Annotated in this window: 20 protein-coding genes; 10 read left to right on the top strand and 10 right to left on the bottom strand. The window is 72.6% G+C overall.

What is annotated here, in order from left to right:
* Nucleotides 1-31 precede the first annotated feature (31 nt).
* Complete coding sequence (locus OG392_RS05955) at nt 32-472, top strand: CoA-binding protein (protein ID WP_329276362.1); 441 nt, start codon at nt 32-34, stop codon at nt 470-472.
* A gap of 26 nt (nt 473-498) precedes the next feature.
* On the opposite strand, the gene OG392_RS05960 is transcribed toward OG392_RS05955, so the two are convergent.
* Nucleotides 499-1062 (bottom strand): YbaK/EbsC family protein, encoded by a 564-nt coding sequence (locus OG392_RS05960; protein ID WP_329276364.1) that lies wholly within the window; start codon nt 1060-1062, stop codon nt 499-501.
* 44 nt (nt 1063-1106) lie between these two features.
* Nucleotides 1107-1679 carry a helix-turn-helix domain-containing protein gene (locus OG392_RS05965; RefSeq protein WP_329276366.1) on the bottom strand — a complete coding sequence of 191 codons (573 nt, stop codon included), beginning with the start codon at nt 1677-1679 and terminating at the stop codon, nt 1107-1109.
* 104 nt (nt 1680-1783) lie between these two features.
* On the opposite strand from OG392_RS05965, the gene OG392_RS05970 reads away from it, so the two are divergent.
* Nucleotides 1784-2647, top strand: a complete 864-nt coding sequence (locus tag OG392_RS05970; RefSeq protein WP_329276368.1) for a DMT family transporter — start codon at nt 1784-1786, stop codon at nt 2645-2647.
* A gap of 39 nt (nt 2648-2686) precedes the next feature.
* Here the strand turns inward: OG392_RS05970 and OG392_RS05975 are convergent, their stop codons facing one another.
* Nucleotides 2687-3433: an acyltransferase gene (locus OG392_RS05975; RefSeq protein WP_329276370.1), complete on the bottom strand. Its 747-nt coding sequence runs from the start codon at nt 3431-3433 to the stop codon at nt 2687-2689.
* A gap of 131 nt (nt 3434-3564) precedes the next feature.
* Between OG392_RS05975 and OG392_RS05980 the strand changes: the two genes are divergently transcribed.
* On the top strand, nt 3565-4092 hold the full coding sequence (locus OG392_RS05980) for a gamma carbonic anhydrase family protein (RefSeq protein ID WP_329276372.1): 528 nt from the start codon (nt 3565-3567) through the stop codon (nt 4090-4092).
* Between the two features lie 84 nt (nt 4093-4176).
* On the opposite strand, the gene OG392_RS05985 is transcribed toward OG392_RS05980, so the two are convergent.
* Together OG392_RS05985 and OG392_RS05990 are read right to left on the bottom strand one after the other, a co-directional pair.
* Complete coding sequence (locus tag OG392_RS05985) at nt 4177-4830, bottom strand: DedA family protein (RefSeq protein WP_329276374.1); 654 nt, start codon at nt 4828-4830, stop codon at nt 4177-4179.
* 195 nt (nt 4831-5025) lie between these two features.
* Complete coding sequence (locus OG392_RS05990; protein WP_329287095.1) at nt 5026-5463, bottom strand: DUF4442 domain-containing protein; 438 nt, start codon at nt 5461-5463, stop codon at nt 5026-5028.
* A gap of 121 nt (nt 5464-5584) precedes the next feature.
* On the opposite strand from OG392_RS05990, the gene OG392_RS05995 reads away from it, so the two are divergent.
* Together OG392_RS05995 and OG392_RS06000 are read left to right on the top strand one after the other, a co-directional pair.
* Entirely contained in the window at nt 5585-6757 is a 1173-nt protein-coding gene (locus OG392_RS05995) for a hypothetical protein (protein ID WP_329276375.1), read from the top strand.
* A 174-nt stretch (nt 6758-6931) separates the two neighbouring features.
* A complete protein-coding gene (locus OG392_RS06000) occupies nt 6932-8380 on the top strand; it encodes an MFS transporter (protein WP_329276377.1) in 1449 nt (482 codons plus the stop codon).
* On the opposite strand, the gene OG392_RS06005 is transcribed toward OG392_RS06000, so the two are convergent.
* Together OG392_RS06005 and OG392_RS06010 are read right to left on the bottom strand one after the other, a co-directional pair.
* A complete protein-coding gene (locus OG392_RS06005) occupies nt 8342-9187 on the bottom strand; it encodes a spermidine synthase (protein WP_329276378.1) in 846 nt (281 codons plus the stop codon). The genes OG392_RS06000 and OG392_RS06005 overlap by 39 nt on opposite strands.
* 34 nt (nt 9188-9221) lie before the next feature.
* Entirely contained in the window at nt 9222-10019 is a 798-nt protein-coding gene (locus OG392_RS06010; protein WP_329276380.1) for a DNA alkylation repair protein, read from the bottom strand.
* 128 nt (nt 10020-10147) lie between these two features.
* Here OG392_RS06010 and OG392_RS06015 point away from each other — a divergent pair, with 128 nt between their 5' ends.
* Nucleotides 10148-10909 carry a TVP38/TMEM64 family protein gene (locus OG392_RS06015; RefSeq protein WP_329276382.1) on the top strand — a complete coding sequence of 254 codons (762 nt, stop codon included), beginning with the start codon at nt 10148-10150 and terminating at the stop codon, nt 10907-10909.
* 10 nt (nt 10910-10919) lie between these two features.
* On the opposite strand, the gene OG392_RS06020 is transcribed toward OG392_RS06015, so the two are convergent.
* On the bottom strand, nt 10920-12089 hold the full coding sequence (locus tag OG392_RS06020; protein ID WP_329276384.1) for a thiolase family protein: 1170 nt from the start codon (nt 12087-12089) through the stop codon (nt 10920-10922).
* A 135-nt stretch (nt 12090-12224) separates the two neighbouring features.
* On the opposite strand from OG392_RS06020, the gene OG392_RS06025 reads away from it, so the two are divergent.
* Both OG392_RS06025 and OG392_RS06030 read left to right on the top strand, forming a co-directional pair.
* Complete coding sequence (locus OG392_RS06025; protein ID WP_329276386.1) at nt 12225-12695, top strand: winged helix-turn-helix transcriptional regulator; 471 nt, start codon at nt 12225-12227, stop codon at nt 12693-12695.
* An 81-nt stretch (nt 12696-12776) separates the two neighbouring features.
* Nucleotides 12777-13649: an undecaprenyl-diphosphate phosphatase gene (locus OG392_RS06030; protein WP_329276388.1), complete on the top strand. Its 873-nt coding sequence runs from the start codon at nt 12777-12779 to the stop codon at nt 13647-13649.
* Between the two features lie 84 nt (nt 13650-13733).
* On the opposite strand, the gene OG392_RS06035 is transcribed toward OG392_RS06030, so the two are convergent.
* Entirely contained in the window at nt 13734-14327 is a 594-nt protein-coding gene (locus OG392_RS06035; protein ID WP_329276390.1) for a flavin reductase family protein, read from the bottom strand.
* Nucleotides 14328-14408: 81 nt separating this feature from the next.
* Between OG392_RS06035 and OG392_RS06040 the strand changes: the two genes are divergently transcribed.
* Complete coding sequence (locus OG392_RS06040) at nt 14409-14855, top strand: nuclear transport factor 2 family protein (RefSeq protein WP_329276392.1); 447 nt, start codon at nt 14409-14411, stop codon at nt 14853-14855.
* Between the two features lie 124 nt (nt 14856-14979).
* The gene (gene lnt / locus OG392_RS06045; protein ID WP_329276394.1) at nt 14980-16695 is read left to right on the top strand and encodes an apolipoprotein N-acyltransferase; all 1716 of its coding nucleotides are present in this window, start codon (nt 14980-14982) and stop codon (nt 16693-16695) included.
* On the opposite strand, the gene OG392_RS06050 is transcribed toward lnt, so the two are convergent.
* Complete coding sequence (locus tag OG392_RS06050) at nt 16619-17524, bottom strand: Gfo/Idh/MocA family protein (RefSeq protein WP_329276396.1); 906 nt, start codon at nt 17522-17524, stop codon at nt 16619-16621. The two genes, lnt and OG392_RS06050, sit on opposite strands and share 77 nt — an antisense overlap.
* Nucleotides 17525-17546 lie beyond the last annotated feature (22 nt).

The following is a 17546-nucleotide window of genomic DNA, read 5'->3' on the forward strand; positions in this document are numbered from 1 at the left end:
CGGGCCACACCGAAGAGAGGCAGCGAGCGCGATGAGCGTCGAGCACACGACCGCGGGACCGACCGGCTACTCCGCGGAGGAGACCGTACGGCGGATCCTCACCTCCACCGGCGACACCTGGGCGGTGGTCGGCCTCTCCACGAACACGCGGCGGGCCGCGTACGGCGTGGCGGCCGTCCTCCAGCGCTTCGGGAAGCGGATCGTCCCGGTCCACCCGAAGGCGGAGACCGTCCACGGAGAGCAGGGGTACGCCACCCTCGCCGACATCCCGTTCCCGGTCGACGTCGTCGACGTCTTCGTCAACAGCGAGCAGGCAGGCGGAATCGCCGACGAGGCGGTCGCGGTCGGTGCGAAGGCGGTCTGGTTCCAGCTGGACGTCGTCGACGAGTCCGCCTTCGCCCGCACGCGCGCGGCGGGCCTGGACATGGTCATGGACCGCTGCCCCGCGATCGAGATCCCCCGCCTGGGCTGAGGCACTGGGGGCGTCCGGGGGGGGCCTCAGCCGACGGGGACGCCGAGCCCCTCCAGGACGACGGCGCCCGGGAGTTGGGCGAAGGCCTTGCCGGGGAGGATGAGCTTGCCGCGCCTGCGGCCGCTGCCGACCAGGACCCACTCGGTGTCCAGTACGGCGGCGTCCACGAGGAGGGGCCAGTCGGCCGGGAGGCCGACGGGGGTGATGCCGCCGTACTCCATGCCGGTCTCGCCGGTCGCGGTGTCCATCGGCGCGAACGAGGCCTTGCGGGCGCCGAGATGCTTGCGCACCACGCCGTTGACGTCGACCCGTGTCGCCGACTTCACGACGCACGCGGCCAGGGTCGCGCTCTCGCCGCGCCTGCCCGCGACGACGACGCAGTTCGCGGAGGCGTCGAGCAGCTCGGGCCCGTAGTGCTCGACGAAGACCGCGGTGTCGGCGATCTCCGGGTCGGTGTCCACGTAGAGCAGCTGATCGGCCGGTACGGGCCCGGTCCAGGCCCGGACGGCGGCGGCGACGGGGCCGGTCAGCAGGTCCAGGCAGTCGGGGGCGGCCGTGGCGTCGTCGAAGGATCCGATGGGTGCGCGCATACGCCTCACGCTAACAACGTCCGCCCGGGAGCCGGACACACGTCTCAGCGTACGGGCGGGATGGAGACGGCCATCGTCATCTCGGCGGGCTCGTCGCCGTCGTTGCGGTATTCGTGCCCCGTGTTGGCCTCGAAGACGGCGGAGGTGCCGGCCGGCAGGAGGTGCTCCTCTCCGTCGACGACCAGGGTGAGGACTCCCGCTGTGACGTTGAGGAGTTCGACCGTCCCGTCGGGGTGCGGGTCGGAGGCGCTGCCGTCGCCAGGCATGAGGATCCAGGACCACAGCTCCAGGGGACCGCGGGCCTCCGTGCCGACGAGCAGGGTCGTATGGCTGCCGGTGGAGGTGGACCACATGCGGACGGCCTGCTCCGGCGGGACGATCCGGACCTGGGGGCCCTGCTCGTAGTCGAGCAGCGTCGTGATGGAGACACCGAGCGCGTCGGCGAGCTTCACCGTGGTCCCGACGCTGGGGTTGGTCCGGGCCTGCTCGATCTGGATGATCATGCCGCGGCTGACGCCCGCCCGTGCGGCGAGGGCGTCCAGGGTGAGTCCCCGCTCCTTGCGCCAGCGCTTCAGGTTCCGGGCGAGCGACTGCGTGAGCTGATCGAGGTCCGACACATTCCGTCCAATATTTTGGATGACAGAGTTCAATGCACTGAACTACGGTGGGGTGCACCCGATTGTTCACTGCACTGTACTGCCGTCCGTGACTGCGAGGACTCATGACCGCCCTGTTCGCCCTGGCCACCAGCCTTCTCTGGGGCCTCGCCGACTTCGGCGGCGGGCTCCTCACGCGCCGGATCCCCGCCCTCACGGTCGTCGTGGTCTCCCAGCTGCTCGCGGTCGTCGTGCTCGGCGCCGTCGTCCTCACGACCGGCGCGTGGACCGAGGCGGGGCCGCAGCTCTGGTACGCGGTCGGGGCGGGCGTCGTCGGCCCGGCGGCCATGCTCGCCTTCTACAAGGCGCTCGCGCTCGGCCCGATGGGCGTGGTCTCGCCGCTGGGCTCGCTCGGCGTCGTCGTCCCCGTCTCGGTCGGCCTGCTCGTCGGCGACCGGCCGGGGCTCGTCCAGTTCGCCGGGATCGGGGTGGCGGTCCTCGGCGTGGTCCTGGCCGGCGGACCGGAGCTGCGCGGGGCGCCCGTCCAGCGCCAGGCGGTCCTGCTCACCCTCGTCGCGGCCTTCGGATTCGGCTCGGTGATGGCGCTGATCGCCGAGGCCTCCACGACGGTCACCGGCCTGTTCCTGGCCCTCTTCGTCCAGCGGGTCACCAACGTCCTGGTGGGCGGCGGAGCCCTCTACGCCTCGGTGAAGCGCGGGGGCAGGGCCCTGCCCGAGGGCGGCCCGCAGGTGATCCGCGCGGCCCTGCCGGCCCTCGCGTTCGTCGGCCTCGCCGACGTCGCCGCGAACGGTACGTACGCGATCGCCGCCCAGCAGGGCCCGGTCACGGTCGCCGCCGTCCTCGCCAGCCTCTACCCGGTGGTCACGGCCCTCGCCGCCTACGGTGTCCTCAAGGAACGCCTCCGCGCGATCCAGGCGGCGGGCGCGGGCCTCGCCCTGGTGGGCACGGTCCTGCTGGCGACGGGCTAGGAGCCGCTCCCTGATCCCGCCTGACCGACGAGACAGGCCTCAGCGCGCCTGCTCGACCTCCCACGCCGCGAGCGCCGCGAGCTGTTCCGAGGTCACGTGGTCGGGGATCGGTACCGGGGCCGGGGTGCGCAGCGGGGGCTGCCAGCCGTTCTCCTCGTCCCAGCTGCGGACGACCTTCGCCGGGGCGCCCGCGACCACCGAGTGGTCGGGCACCTCGCCGCGTACCACCGCGCCCGCGGCGACGACCACGTTCCGGCCGAGGCGGGCGCCGGGCAGGATCACCGAGCCCGTGCCGAGCCAGCAGCCGGGGCCGATCACGACGGGCTCCGAGCGGGGCCACTGTCGGCCGACCGGCTCCTCCGGGTCGTCGTAACTGTGATTGGTCGAGGTGATGTAGACGTACGGACCGCAGTACGTGTCCGAGCCGATGGTCACCTTCGCGTCGGCGATCACATGGCTGCCCCGGCCGAGGACGACGCCGTCGCCGAGCGTCAGCACCGTGTCCCTGCCGAGGTCCAGGCCCGGCAGCATCCCGGCCGTCAGCGTGACCTGCTCGGCGACGATGCAGCACTCGCCGATCTCGATCCACCGCTCGCCGAAGACCGTGCCCTGCGGGAACGCGAGCCGGGTGCCCGCGCCGAGCCGGCGGAAACGCAGCTTCCCGGGGTGCTCGGCCGTGACGGATCCGGTCTCCTGCACCCAGCGCCAGCCGCCCTGCACGGCACGGTTGAGCATCCGGCGCCGCCAGGCGGCAAGGGACGAGAACGTGTTTCTGTTCCTGGGCACCCGGACACCGTAGTCGGCACCGTCGTGCCTGATCACCGCAGTGCGCTGTGATGTCCGTCATGGGCACGGCATAGGCTGCGGCCGGGGGCACCCCCGGGCGTGACATGACGGCTGACGATCAGGAGCGAACCATGACAGAGGCGTTGATCAAGGGTGTGGGCGGCAAGGAGCCGCAGATCGACCCGACCGCCTTCACCGCCCCGACCTCCGTGGTGCTCGGCGAGGTGACGCTCGGCGCCCGCGCCAGCGTCTGGTACCACGCGGTGCTGCGCGCGGACTGCGGCCCCATCGCGATCGGCGAGGACTCCAACATCCAGGACAACTGCACGGTCCACGTCGATCCGGGCTTCCCCGTCTCGATCGGCGACCGCGTGACCGTCGGTCACAACGCGACCGTGCACGGCTGTGTCATCGAGGACGACGTGCTCGTGGGCATGGGCGCGACCGTCCTCAACGGTGCGCGGATCGGTGCCGGTTCGCTGATCGCCGCGCAGGCGCTCGTCCCCCAGGGGATGGACGTCCCGCCGGGCTCGCTCGTCGCGGGCGTCCCCGCGAAGGTCCGCCGTCCGCTGACCGAGGAGGAGCAGGCGGGCATCCGGCTCAACGCCGAGATGTATCTGCACCTCGCCAAGGGCCACGCCGAGGCCTTCGGGGCGTGAGCCGTACACCGTCCGGTACGTGAGGGAGGGCGGCACCCGTCGACGGGTGCCGCCCTCCTCGCCCAGGTCCTGGTGCGTGCGGCCTCAGTCGGCGACGGCGACCGGTGCCGGCTCCGAGGCCTCGGCCCGCTCCGCCGCGGCCTTCTTGGCGCGGTTCTTGATGATCAGCATCGAGGCGACTCCGATCAGCACGGCGAGGACGAGGCCCAGCCAGGAGAAGCGCTTGAGCCAGGCCTCCGCGACGATGCCGACCGAGTAGATGACGGCCGTCGTGCCGCCGGCCCACAGGATGCCGCCGAAGACGTTGGCGATCAGGAACTTCCAGTACGGCATGTGCAGGACGCCCGCGAGCGGTCCGGCGAAGATGCGGAGCAGGGCGATGAAGCGGCCGAAGAAGACGGCCCACATGCCCCACTTCTGGAAGGAGCGCTCGGCCAGCCCGATGTTGGCCTCGCTGAAGTGCTTGGGGAACTTCTTCCCCAGCCAGGCGAGCAGCGGCCGGCCGCCCTTGCGGCCGATCGCGTAACCGATCGAGTCGCCGATGATCGCGCCGGCGGTGGCGCAGGCGCCGAGGACGTACGGGTTGATGTCGCCGTGCTGCGAGGCCAGCAGCGCCGAACTCACGAGCACGATCTCGCCGGGCAGCGGGATGCCCAGGCTCTCCAGCCCGATCACCACGCCGACGAGGACGTAGACCGCGATCGCGGGGATCGTCTCCAGCCACTCCTGGACGTGCAACGCGGCTTCCTCCCGTTTCGACTGCTGCCGCGCCCGGCCCCTGGTCGGGGGCCCGTGGCGCCGGCGTGCACCGCGGCGGGCACGCCGGGGCAGCCTACCCGGTCGGGGCGGACGGCCCGCGCCGCCGACGACCGGGAACGCGGCCGCCCCCGCACCCAGGAAAGGGGTGCGGGGGCGGTTCGCGGCGCGCCTTGGTCAGGCGTTCGGGCGCAGGGTCCACACGACGGTCATCTCGCCGGTGACGGCGCCGTCCTCGCGGGTGATCTCGATCCGCACCGGGAATTCCGGCCGCTCACCGGCGTCGAGTTCGGCGACGACCTCGGCGGCCGGGCGGCCCAGCGTGGCGGTCGCCGTGACGACGCCCATCGCGAGCTTCTTGTAGCCGATCTCGGCCTTGACGGCGAGCGGTACGGCACGGCTCAGCTGGTCGCCGAAGGCGGCGAGCACGATGGCACCGCTGGCGGACTCGGCGAGCGTGAACATCGCTCCGGCGTGCGGGCCGCCGACGTGGTTGTGGTAGGCGGGCTGGTCCGGCAGGCGCACGACGGCGCGCTCGGCGGTGGTCTCCAGGAACTCCAGGTTCAGGGTTCCGGCCATGGGCACCGTGGCGGCGAGCATCTCGCCGACGGTCATCTGGTCTGCGCTCATGGCGGTGATGTTACCCACCAGTAGTAGGCTTGGCCATCCCTCCGCGCGCACGCTGTGCGGGGGCGGGCGTGGTCGAGCAGCCTCCGCACCTCTATGGTTACTGGCCATGTGGCCAGGACAGCAGCCGCCCGGGGGCGAGCAGAACCCGCAGGACCAGAATCAGAACCCCTATCAGCAGTCGGGGTACCAGCAGCCGAACCCGTATCAGCAGCCGCCTGCCCAGCCCGGGTATCCGCAGCCGCCGACGCAGCCCGGCCATCCGCAGCAGCCGCCGACGCAGCCGGGCTACCCGCAGCAGCCGCCGACGCAGCCCGGATACCCGCAGCAGGGATACGGCCAGCAGCCGGGATACGGCCAGCCGAACCCGTACCAGCAGCCGACCGTCCCGCAGCAGTACGCGGTGCCGGGACCGGCGCAGCCCGGCGGGCCGGACGGCGGGAAGAAGAAGACGGCACTCGTGGCGATCGTCGCCGCGACCGCCGTGGTCGTCGCCGCCGGTGTCACCGGCTTCCTCGTGCTCGGCAAGGACGACGACAAGAAGACGACCGCCGACGACCAGAAGCCGACGCCGACGGCCAGCGCACCGGTGGACCCGTCCGCCGACCCGTCGACGATCCCCTCCACGGATCCGAGCGAGAGCGCGTCCGGCGGGATCGCCAACCCGCGTGACGGCGCCGCCCAGCAGCCGACGATCCCCGGCTGGAAGGTCGTCTACAACCCGAAGTACGGCACCCTCTTCGACGTACCGCCGGAGTGGGAGGTGCTGAAGCCCGGCATGATCACCTTCTTCGAGGACGAGAAGAAGAACGACGGCAGCCCGCTCGTCACCATGTCGTCGCCGACGCGCCTCAAGAGCGAGTGGTGCACCTACGACACCGACAAGAACGGCACCAAGGAGACCTGGGGCCTGAGCACCGCCGGCACCAAGGGCGGCCAGGGCGCCAAGAACACCTCGGACGCCGCGCGCAGCGAAGCCGGCACCTGGGTATGGGGCGGCTACGCCCAGCACATGCCGCAGAGCACCATCAAGATCACCAAGCCGGTGCCCTACACGACGAAGTCGGGTCTCACCGGCCACATGGCGACGGCGACGGCGCCGGGCGTCAAGAAGCGCAACAAGTGCGAGACGGACGGCAAGTCGATCGCCTTCACCTTCAAGAACGCCAAGGGCGACTTCTCGACCTGGGTGCTCTACGGGGCGGACGGCGTCGCGGACGAACTGCCGGACGCCACGATCCGGCAGATCCTCTCGACGGTCCGGCTCGCTCCGGCGTCCTGACCGGACGGTTCTCCGAGCTCCGGCCCCGGCACGTGGTCCTTCCACGCGCCGGGGCCTGCCCGTCCCCGGCCCGACCCGGGCCCGGAGTCGCCGCCGGACCTCCGTCCGGCGCCCAGGGCGGCCCGTCCGGATATCGGGTTGGCATACGGACGGTCCGCCAGGGATAGTCCCGGGGTGAACAGTCCCGCCGCCGCCCCCCACCGCTCCCGCCGACCCGAGTGGGCCGGGCGCAACTACGTCCTCCTGACCGCCGCCACCATCGTGACCAACCTCGGTACGCACGGCGCGCTGATCGCCACGACCTGGGCGGTGTTCGAGACCGGAGGCGACGCCGGTGACGTGGGGCTCGTGGCGATGGCACGGTTCCTGCCGCTGGTCCTCTTCCTGCTGATCGGCGGCGCGGTCGCCGACCGGGTGCCCCGGCACCGGGTGATGGTCGCGGCGAACGTCCTCAACTGCGTCTCGCAGGCCGTCTTCGCCGCGCTCGTGCTCTCGGGTTCCGCCCAGATCTGGCAGATGATGGTGCTCACCGCGCTCTGCGGCACCGGTCAGGCCTTCTTCAACCCGGCCGCCGAGGGCATGCTGATGTCCAGCGTCACCGGTGAGCAGGCGAGCCGGGCCTTCGCCGTCTACCGGATGGCCATGCACGGCGCGTCCATCGGCGGCGCGGCGCTCGGCGGGGCGCTCGTCGCGTTCGTCGGCCCCGGCTGGGTCCTCCTGATCGACGCGATCGCCTTCGCGGTCGCGGGCGGGCTCCGCGCGTTCCTGGACGTGAGCGGTATCCCCGAGCGCGCGCCCGGCGGCGGTCTCTTCTCCGATCTGAGGGAGGGCTGGCACGAGTTCATCGGGCGGCCTTGGCTCTGGTCGATCGTCGCCCAGTTCTCCGTCGTGGTCGGTCTGATCGGGGCGGTCGAGTCGGTGTACGGGCCGCTGGTCGCCAAGGCCGAGCTGGGCGGCGCGCGTCCCTGGGGCATCGCGCTCGCCGCGTACGGGGTGGGAACGCTCGCAGGCGCCTTCCTGATGGCCCGCTGGAAGCCGCGCCGGCTGCTGTTCGTGGGCACGCTCTGCGTCTTCCCGATCGCGCTGCCGTCGGCGGCGCTCGCCGTACCGCTCGACGCGGTGGGCCTCACGACGGCGATGTTCGTCAGCGGTGTGGCCATCGAGGTCTTCGGCGTCTCGTGGATGACGACGATGCACCAGGAGATCCCCGAGGAGAAGCTCTCCCGGGTGTCGGCCTACGACTGGTTCGGCTCGACGGCCCTGTTGCCGCTGACGACGGCGCTGGCGGGCCCGGCGGAGACCTCGTTCGGCCGGAGCACGGCGCTGTGGGGCGCGGCGGGGCTGATGGTGCTGGTCACCGCGCTCGTACTGCTGGTGCCGGACGTACGGAATCTGACCCGGCGTCCGCACACGAAGGAGCCGGTCCTCGCGACGACGCCGACCGCGGGATCCGACTCCGTGCCGGTTCCGACGGCCGCGCCTCTCGCCGCCGCCCTCGCCGTGTCCGACACTTCGGCCGACGTCCCGGCAGGTACTGCGGCAGGTGTCTCTGCCGACGTCTCAGCAGATGTCTCAGCAGATGTCTCAGCCGATGCCGAAGGCGCCCTCCGGCGGAACGGGTGACGGGACGGCACCGGCGTCGAGGACCGGTGCCGCGGCGCCGGTGAACCGGACGAGGGTGTCCCCGTGCTCCACGCGCGCGGGGAAGGCGTCCGCGGCGGCCCGGCGGGCGAGGTGCGCGATGTCGATCTCACGGCCGGAGGCCACCAGGACCGCGTTCCCGAAGCGGCGGCCGCGCAGCACGGCCGGTTCGGCGACCAGCGCCAGCTCGGGGAAGACGGCCGCGAAGGTGGCGAGCTGGGAGCGGAGGAAGGTGAACGGCGCCCCGTCGGCCAGATTGGCCGCGTAGACGCCGTCGGGTCGCAGGACGCGCCGGACCTCGCGCGCGTACTCCACGGACGTGAGGTGGGCGGGCACGCGGGAGCCGCCGAAGACATCGCCGACGACGAGGTCGGCCGAAGCGGCGGGGGCCTCCTCGAGCCAGCGCCGGGCGTCCGCACCGTGCACGGTGATCCCGGACCCCTCGGGCAGCGGCAGGTGTTCGGCGACGAGCGCGAGCAGCCCCAGGTCGGCCTCGACCACGTCCTGGCGCGAGCCGGGCCGGCAGACGGCCACGTACCGCGGCAGGGAGAGCGCCCCGCCACCGAGGTGCAGGACGTCCAGCGGCTCGCCGTCGGCGGCGGCGCCGTCCACGACATGGGCGAGCCGGCGCGCGTACTCGAACTCCAGGTACGCCGGGTCGTCGAGGTCGACGTACGACTGCGGTGCGCCGTCGACCGTGAGGAGCCAGGCCCGCTCCCGGTCCACATCGGGCATGAGGCGCGCGGTGCCCTGGTCGACCTCACGGATGACGGGAATCTGCTCGTTCACGCTCTCATTGTGCAGGGGGTCGCCGCGGGGACCGTCAGAGGTGCTTGAGGGCCTCGCGGACAGAGAGCGGCGAGAGCCGGGCCGTGTGCGCGGCGACGAACGAGCGGACCTCGGCCGGGGCCGTCTTGCCGTACTCGCGCAGGCTCCAGCCGATGGCCTTGCGGAGGAAGAAGTCGGTGTCGGCGGCGCGGCGCAGACAGTGGGCGAAGAGCCGGTCCGCGTCGGTGGCGTCCTTGAACCGCAGCTGGTGGAGGATCGCCGTCCGGGCCACCCACGGGTCCTCGTCCTCGATCCACTCGTCCATGCGGTCGCCCAGGGCGGGATCGGCCGCGACCAGACCGCCCACGACATGCGCGGCGAGGTGGTCGACCGTGTCCCACCAGGAGACGGTGGTGACGAGCCGGCGGGCCACGGGCAGGAACCCGGACGAGCAGCGCTTCACATGGCGGCGCAGATAGTCGACGGCGAAGTAGTGGTACTCCCGCTCGGGCAGCTCGAAGCAGCGCAGGGCGACGGCGGCGCAGTCCTGCTCGTCCGGGCGGGGGGTGCCGTCGAGGACGGTGCGGGACAGGGCCCGGCGCTCGGGGGTGCGCAGCCCGAGGAAGGGGGCGACCCCCTTCATGTACGCGACCATCTCCTGCGCCCGGAAGGGGTTCCCCGCGGCCGGGTAGACGGCGGTGAGCCGCTCCAGGAGGGTGTCGGCGAGGGCGCTGTCCGGGATACCGGCGAGGGCGCTGTCGGGGGTGCCGACGAGCGCCCGGTCCGGAGGTCCGGCGGAGGCAGGGTCCGGAGTGCCGGTGGGGCCGCCGGCCGGTGACGCGGTCTCGGTCATGGGGCCCTCCCTGTCATGGACTCTCCGCCCGGGATGTCGAGGCGCCCGCCGAGGCCACGGCCTGTCCGCCCGGCGGGACATGACGCACATTACGGCGATCATACGGACGCGTCCGTTACTCTCCCCGAATGCTCGCTCCCGTGCCCCGGCCGCCGGGCTCCCTCGCCCTCCGCTGCTCCCGGGCCCTGCTCGCGCCCCGCGCACGGCTCTCGGTGCTCGCGCTCCTGCTGCTCACCGCCGCGGCCCTCGTCGTGCTGTACGAGCCGCAGCGGCTGCTCTCCTCGGGCTGGCCGCGGCAGACGGACGGCGCGGGCGCGGTGATGCTCTTCGGTCTGGCGTACGGCGTGTGCACGGCGGCGTTCGTCCCGCGTCCGGTGCTGAATCTGGCGGCGGGCGCGCTCTTCGGCTCGGCCTTCGGCCTGACGGCGGCGATCGCGGGGACGGTGCTCGGCGCCGGGATCTCCTTCACCCTCGGCCGCTTCCTGGGGCAGGACGCGCTGCGTCCGATGCTGCGGGGGCGCTGGCTGACGGCGGCGGACGGGCAGCTCAGCCGGCACGGGTTCCGTTCGATGCTGGCGATCCGGCTGTTCCCGGGGGTGCCGTTCGCGGCGGCCAACTACTGCGCCGCCGTCTCCCGGATGGGGTACGTGCCGTTCCTGGTGGCGACGGCGATCGGCTCGGTGCCCAACACGGCGGCGTACGTCGTCGCGGGCGCGCAGGCGGACGAACCCGGTTCCCCGGCGTTCCTCTTCTCGGCCGGCTTCATCGCCCTGTCCGCCCTCGCGGCCGCCGTGGTCGCCTGGCGCAAGCGGCACCACCTGCGGGCTCCGGCCCCGGCCGTGGCACCGGAGCCGGGGCAGACGCGGGAGACGGTGGGCAGCCCCCGCTGACCGGCCGGGGTCAGAGGGCCTCGACGATCATCGCGTTGGCCAGGCCGCCCGCCTCGCACATCGCCTGGAGCCCGTAGCGGGCGCCCCGGGCCCGCAGCGCGTGGACGAGCGTGGCGGTGAGGCGGGTGCCGCTGGCGCCGAGGGGGTGGCCGAGGGCGATCGCACCGCCGTGGACGTTGACCTTGGAGGGGTCGGCGCCGGTCTCCTGCTGCCAGGCGAGGACGACACTGGCGAAGGCCTCGTTGATCTCGAAAAGGTCGATGTCGGCGAGGGAGAGTCCGGAGCGGCGCAGCACCTTCTCCGTGGCGGGGATGACGCCGGTGAGCATGAGCAGCGGGTCGGAGCCGGTGACGGCGAAGCTGTGCAGCCGGGCGAGGGGGCGCAGTCCGAGGCGCTCGGCGGTGTCGGCGGCCATGACGAGCACGGCCGAGGCACCGTCGTTGACCGGGCTGCTGTTGCCCGCGGTGACGGACCAGTCGATCTGCGGGAAGCGCTCGGCGAAGCCGGGATCCTCGAAGGAGGGCCGGAGCCCGGCGAGGATCCCGGGGGTGGTCGCCGGGCGCACCGACTCGTCGCGGCGGACGTCCTCGTACGGGGCGACCTCGGCGTCGAAGAGTCCGGCCTCCCAGGCGCGCGCGGCCTTGGTGTGCGACGAGGTGGCGAACGCGTCCATCGCCTCGCGGCCGATCGACCACTTCGCGGCGATGAGTTCGGCGCTGATGCCCTGCGGAACGAGTCCCTCGGGATAGCGCTCGGCGACGCCGGGGCCGAAGGGGTCGGCGCCGGGCGGCACGTTGGACCACATGGGGACCCGGCTCATGGACTCGACACCGCAGGCGACGGCGATGTCGTACGCCCCGGAGAGCACGCCCTGCGCGGCGAAGTGCACGGCCTGCTGGGAGGAGCCGCACTGCCGGTCGACGGTGGTGGCGGGCACGGACTCGGGGAATCCGGCACCCAGCCAGGCGTAGCGGGTGGTGTTCATGGCCTGCTCGCCGACCTGGTCGACGGTGCCGCCGATCACGTCGTCGACGAGGGCGGGGTCGATGCCGCTGCGCTCGATCAGTGCACGGAGGGTGTGCGAGAGCAGGGCGACCGGGTGGACGTGGGAGAGGGCTCCGCCCGTCCTGCCCTTCCCTATCGGCGTCCGGACGGCTTCGACGATGACGGCGTCGCGCATGACAGGCTCCTGAGTTGGAAAGATGGACCAACACTCATCGGTAACATAGCCCAGTGAGTTGGGTTTTCAAACCCATCAGGAGCTGTTCATTGGATTTCCAAACTCACCGCGCCCGCGCTGCCCTACCCTTGACCCATGAAGGCCGCCCCCCGCCCCTGTTCGATCGCCGACACCCTGGCGCTCGTGGGCGAGAAGTACTCCCTGCTCGTGCTCCGCGAGGTCTCCCTCGGCGTGCGACGCTTCGACCGGATCGCCCGCAACACCGGTGCGCCCCGGGACATCCTCACCACACGGCTCAAGAGGCTCGTCGAGGCCGGAATCCTGGAGAAGGCGCAGTACAGCGAACGCCCCCCGCGCTTCGAATACCGGGCCACGGCGGCCGGAGAGGAACTCCAGCCGGTCCTGGTGACCCTGATGGCCTGGGGCGACCGCCACCTCAACGCCGACGACCGCCCGGTCGTCCTCGAACACCGGTGCGGCGAGGTGCTCAGCCCCCGGATCGTCTGCGCGCACTGCGGGGACGAGGCCGATCGCGACAGCCTCACCGCCCACGTCCGGGCACCCGGCTGGACCACGGCGGGTCCGACGGCCCCTCAGGAGGCCTGAGGGCGGGCCCGTCATCTGGGGACGGTACGCTGCGCACGACCTTCTGACCGCACACGTACATAACGGGACGGCCCTAGCCCCATGAGTTGGTTCGAATCGTTCATCCTCGGACTCGTCCAGGGGCTGACGGAGTTCCTTCCCATCTCCTCCAGTGCGCACCTCCGTCTCACGGCGGCGTTCGCGGGCTGGGAAGACCCGGGTGCGGCCTTCACCGCCATCACCCAGATCGGCACGGAGACCGCGGTACTGATCTACTTCCGCAAGGACATCGCCCGGATCGTCTCGGCCTGGTTCCGCTCCCTCACCGACAAGTCGATGCGTTCCGACCACGACGCCCAGATGGGCTGGCTGGTGATCATCGGCTCGATCCCGATCGGCGTCCTCGGCATCACGCTCAAGGACCAGATCGAGGGCCCCTTCCGCGATCTGCGGCTGATCGCCACCACCCTGATCGTCATGGGCATCGTCCTCGGCGTCGCGGACCGGCTCGCCGCCCGCGACGAGATCGGCGGCCGCCACCGGGCGATCCGCGAGCGCAAGACGCTCAAGGAACTCAGCGTGAAGGACGGCCTGATCTTCGGCGTCTGCCAGGCGATGGCCCTGATCCCGGGCGTCTCCCGCTCGGGCGCGACGATCTCCGGCGGTCTGCTCATGGGCTACACCCGCGAGGCGGCCGCCCGCTACTCCTTCCTCCTCGCGATCCCGGCGGTACTCGCCTCGGGCGCGTACGAACTGAAGGACGCGGGCGAGGGACACGTCTCCTGGGGGCCGACGATCTTCGCCACGATCATCGCCTTCGCGGTCGGGTACGCGGTGATCGCCTGGTTCATGAAGTTCATCACCACGAAGTCCTTCATGCCCTTCGTGATCTACCGGATCCTGCTCGGCATCCTGCTCTTCATCCTGGTCGGCACCGACGTCCTGAGCCCCCACGCGGGCGAGTCGGGCGGCTGATCGGGCCGGCGCCCCCAGCGCACCGTGAGCCCCTGGCTCCTCAGCCCGCGTCCCGGCGCGGGCTCCGGCGCGGGCTCCGGCCGGTCAGGCCCGGTAGGGCACGCGGGCGATCTCCCTGATGCCGCCCAGGGTGCCCCACTCGTTCTTGCCGAGCCTGGTCAGCGGGCGCATCAGGGCCATCTCGGGGTGGCCGTCGAGCACGACCGACTCGTCGACCGCCGCGTGGACGACCCGGCCGAAGACGACCGTCGAGTCGCCGATCCGCACCGTGCTGTGCAGCCGGCACTCCAGCGCCACGGGTGACGCCGCCACCCGCGGCGGCTTCACGCGGAGGCTCGGCTCGCGCTCGACCCCGCAGGCGTCGAACTCGCTGACCCCGCGCGGAAAGTCCGTCGCCGTCGCGTTGATCTGCTCGAAGAGCCCCTCGGGGGCGAGGTTCACGACGAACTCCCCCGTCTCCTCCACATTGCGCAGGGAGTCCTTGCGCCCCACCGAGGTGAACTGCACGACCGGCGGCGAGACCGACGCGATGGTGAAGAAGGAGTGCGGGGCCAGGTTGTCCGTCCCGTCCGCCGAGGACGTCGAGACCCAGGCGATCGGCCGGGGCACGACGGTGGCGGTGAGCAACCGGTAGAAGGAGGTGCGGTCGCTCAGTTCGGGATCGATGTTCACGCGCATGACCGACAGTATGACCGGGGCCGGGAACTCCCCCCGCGCACGCCCCTTGGCCCCTGGCCCGGGCTGCCCGACACTGATCCGATGACGCAGCGCGTGGACCTCGCGACCGTGATGGACCGAATCGCCGTCGACGACCTGGTCACCGGGTACGCGGCGGCCGTGGACGACGCCGACTGGACCGCCTACCGTGCCCTGTTCGCCGCAGACGGCAGGGCCGACTACCGGGGCTCGGGCGGCGTCGAGGGCCCGGCGTCCCAGGTGGCCGACTGGCTCGCCGAGACGTTGACGCTCTTTCCCGTACGCCAGCACCTCATCGTCAACCGCCGTGTCCTCTTCCGCGGGCCGGCCGGGTACCCGGAGAACGGGGACACGGCGGAGATCCGCGCCGACTACGTCAACCCGATGCGCTTCACCTCCGGCGAGGACTTCGTCTGCGGGGGCCGCTACGCGTTCGGAGCCGTGCGGACCGCCGGTGGCTGGCGGCTGACCTCGGTCGTCGTCGACGAACGGTGGCGCCGGCACGGCTGACCGCCACCACCGGCCCGGCGGCCGTCGCCCCGGGGAGTCTCCCGCCCCGGTCACCACGACGGACCGCCCGAGCCGCGCCGAACCCGGTCACGCCCGACACTGAGAGCAAGGGCGGAGGCATGCCATGCGAAATCCGTTCGTACGACGGGATCAGGAGCAGGGTCAGGGGCAGGGCCCGGACCCGGACGGGGACCAGGACCGCCCGGAGCCGTACCGGGGCCCGGGGAGGGGCCGGGACCGGGCCGAGGCCCCGGGCCGCGGTGGCCGGCCCCGGGGGCGCGCCCTCGCCCGCTCCCTGCTGGCCGTCGTCTGCGGCGCGCTGCCCGCGCTCGCCTTCCCCGCCCCCGGCCTCTGGTGGTGGGCGTACGTGGCGCTCGTCCCCTGGCTTCTCCTGATCCGGACGGCGCCCGGCGCCCGCCGGGCCGCCCTGGACGGCTGGCTGGGCGGGATCGGCTTCGTGTTCGCCGTCCACCACTGGCTGCTGCCCAGCCTGCACGTCTTCCTCCTCCCCCTCTCCGCGTTGCTCGGCCTGCTGTGGCTGCCGTGGGCCTGGCTCGTGCGGTCCCTGCTCGGTGGGGCGCCGTCGGCGCTGCGGGCCGCCGTCGGCCTGGTCGCGGTGCCCTCCGGCTGGCTGCTGATCGAACTGGTGCGCTCCTGGGAAGGGCTGGGAGGTCCCTGGGGGCTGCTCGGGGCGAGCCAGTGGCAGGTGCCGACGGCGCTCCGGCTGGCCTCGATCGGCGGGGTGTGGCTGGTGACCGCGCTCGTGGTGGCGGTGAACACGGCCGTGGCCCTGCTGGTGGCCGCGCCGGGGCTGCGTACCGTCGGGGTCGCGGGCCTCGCGGGCTGCGCGCTCGTGGCCGGTACGGCCGCCTGGGGCGTGGGGGCGCCGCGAGTGACCGGGACGGTGCGGGTGGCCCTCGTACAGCCGGGGGTTTTCGACGGGGCGGACGGCGCGGAGCGGCGGTTCGACCGGGCCGAGGAGCTGACCCGTTCGCTCGCCGGGCAACGCCTCGATCTGGTGGTCTGGGGCGAGAGCGGTGTCGGCGCCGATCCGGCCGGCCGGCCCGATCTCGCCGCCCGGCTCACCGCTCTCTCGCGGGAGGTCGACGCGCCGCTCCTGGTCAACGTGGACGCGCGGCGGGCCGACAGCCCGGGCATCTTCAAGAGCGCCGTACTGGTCGGTCCGGCCGGGCTCACGGGTGAGCGCTACGACAAGATGCGGCTGGTGCCGTTCGGCGAGTACATCCCCGCGCGCGGTGTCCTGGGCTGGGTGACGTCGTTCGGCAAGGCCGCCGCCGAGGACCGGCGGCGGGGCACCGCGCCCGTCGTGATGCGGCTGCCCGCCACTGACGACGGCAGCCCGCGGGAACCGCTGGTCGGCCCGCTCATCTGCTTCGAGTCCGCCTTCCCCGACATGAGCCGGAACCTCGTGCGGAACGGCGCGGGGCTCCTCGTCGTGCAGTCGTCGACCAGCACCTTCCAGGACAGCTGGGCGCCCGCCCAGCACGCCTCCCTGGCGGCGCTGCGGGCGGCCGAGACGGGCCGGCCCGTCGCGCACGCCACGCTCACCGGGGTCAGCGCGGCGTACGGCCCCGACGGGCGCGCCGTCGGGCCCGTCCTCGGTACGGACGCGAGCGCCGTCGCCGTCCGCGAGCTGCCGCTCTCGGACTCGACGACCGGCTACGTCCGCTGGGGCGACTGGCCCTTGTACGGGGCGCTCGCCGTGGTGGGCGCGGTGTGCGCCGCGGAGGGCGCGGGCGCGTTCAGGAAGCCTGGGTCAAGGCCTCGCGTACGACGCGCTCGCACAGCTCGTGCGTCTGCAGGGCGTCCCGGGCACTGAGCACCCGACCGTCGCGCACGGCGTCGAGGAAGGCCAGGACGGCCTGCTCGATGCCGCGCTGGCGGGGCACCGGCACCCAGTCCCCGCGCCGCCGCAGGGTCGGCTGCCCCTTGTGGTCGACGACGTCGGAGAGGTTGATGATCTGGCGCTTGGTGTCCTGCCCGGACACCTCGAGGATCTCCTCGGTGGAGCCGTTCATCCGGTTCATCATGCCGATGGCGGTGAACCCGTCGCCGGAGAGCTGGAGCACGACGTGGTGCATGAGCCCCTCCCGGATCCGGGCGCGCACGTCGACGTGCTCGATCTCGCCGGGGAGGAGGAAGCGCAGGGTGTCGACGACGTGGATGAAGTCGTCGAGAACGAAGGTGCGGGGGTCCTCGGGCAGGCCGACGCGGTTCTTCTGAAGGAGGATCAGCTCGCGCGGGTGCTCGGCGCACTGCGCGTACGAGGGGGCGAGGCGCCGGTTGAATCCGACGGCGAGCGCGACCGCGCGCTTCTCGGCCAGTTCCACGATCCGCTCGGACTCGGCGTACTCGTAGGCGAGGGGCTTGTCGACGTACGTGGGGACACCCGCGTCCAGGAGCCGGCCGGCGATCTCGGCGTGCGCGGCGGTCGGGGCGTGGACGAAGGCCGCGTCGAGTCCGGCGGCGAGCAGCGAGTCGAGGTCGCCGTGGCGCTGTGCGGCGGGCAGGTGGAGGGTGTCGGCGACCCGGTCGAGCGTCGCGCGGGTGCGGGTCTGGAGGTGGAGTTCGACCCCGGGGAGGGTGGCGAGGACCGGAAGGTAGGCCTTCTGCGCGATGTCGCCGAGTCCGATGCAGCCAACCTTCACGGGTTCTCCCTTGTCGTGTCCA

This window comes from Streptomyces sp. NBC_00691, from assembly GCF_036226665.1.
Lineage (GTDB): Bacteria > Actinomycetota > Actinomycetes > Streptomycetales > Streptomycetaceae > Streptomyces.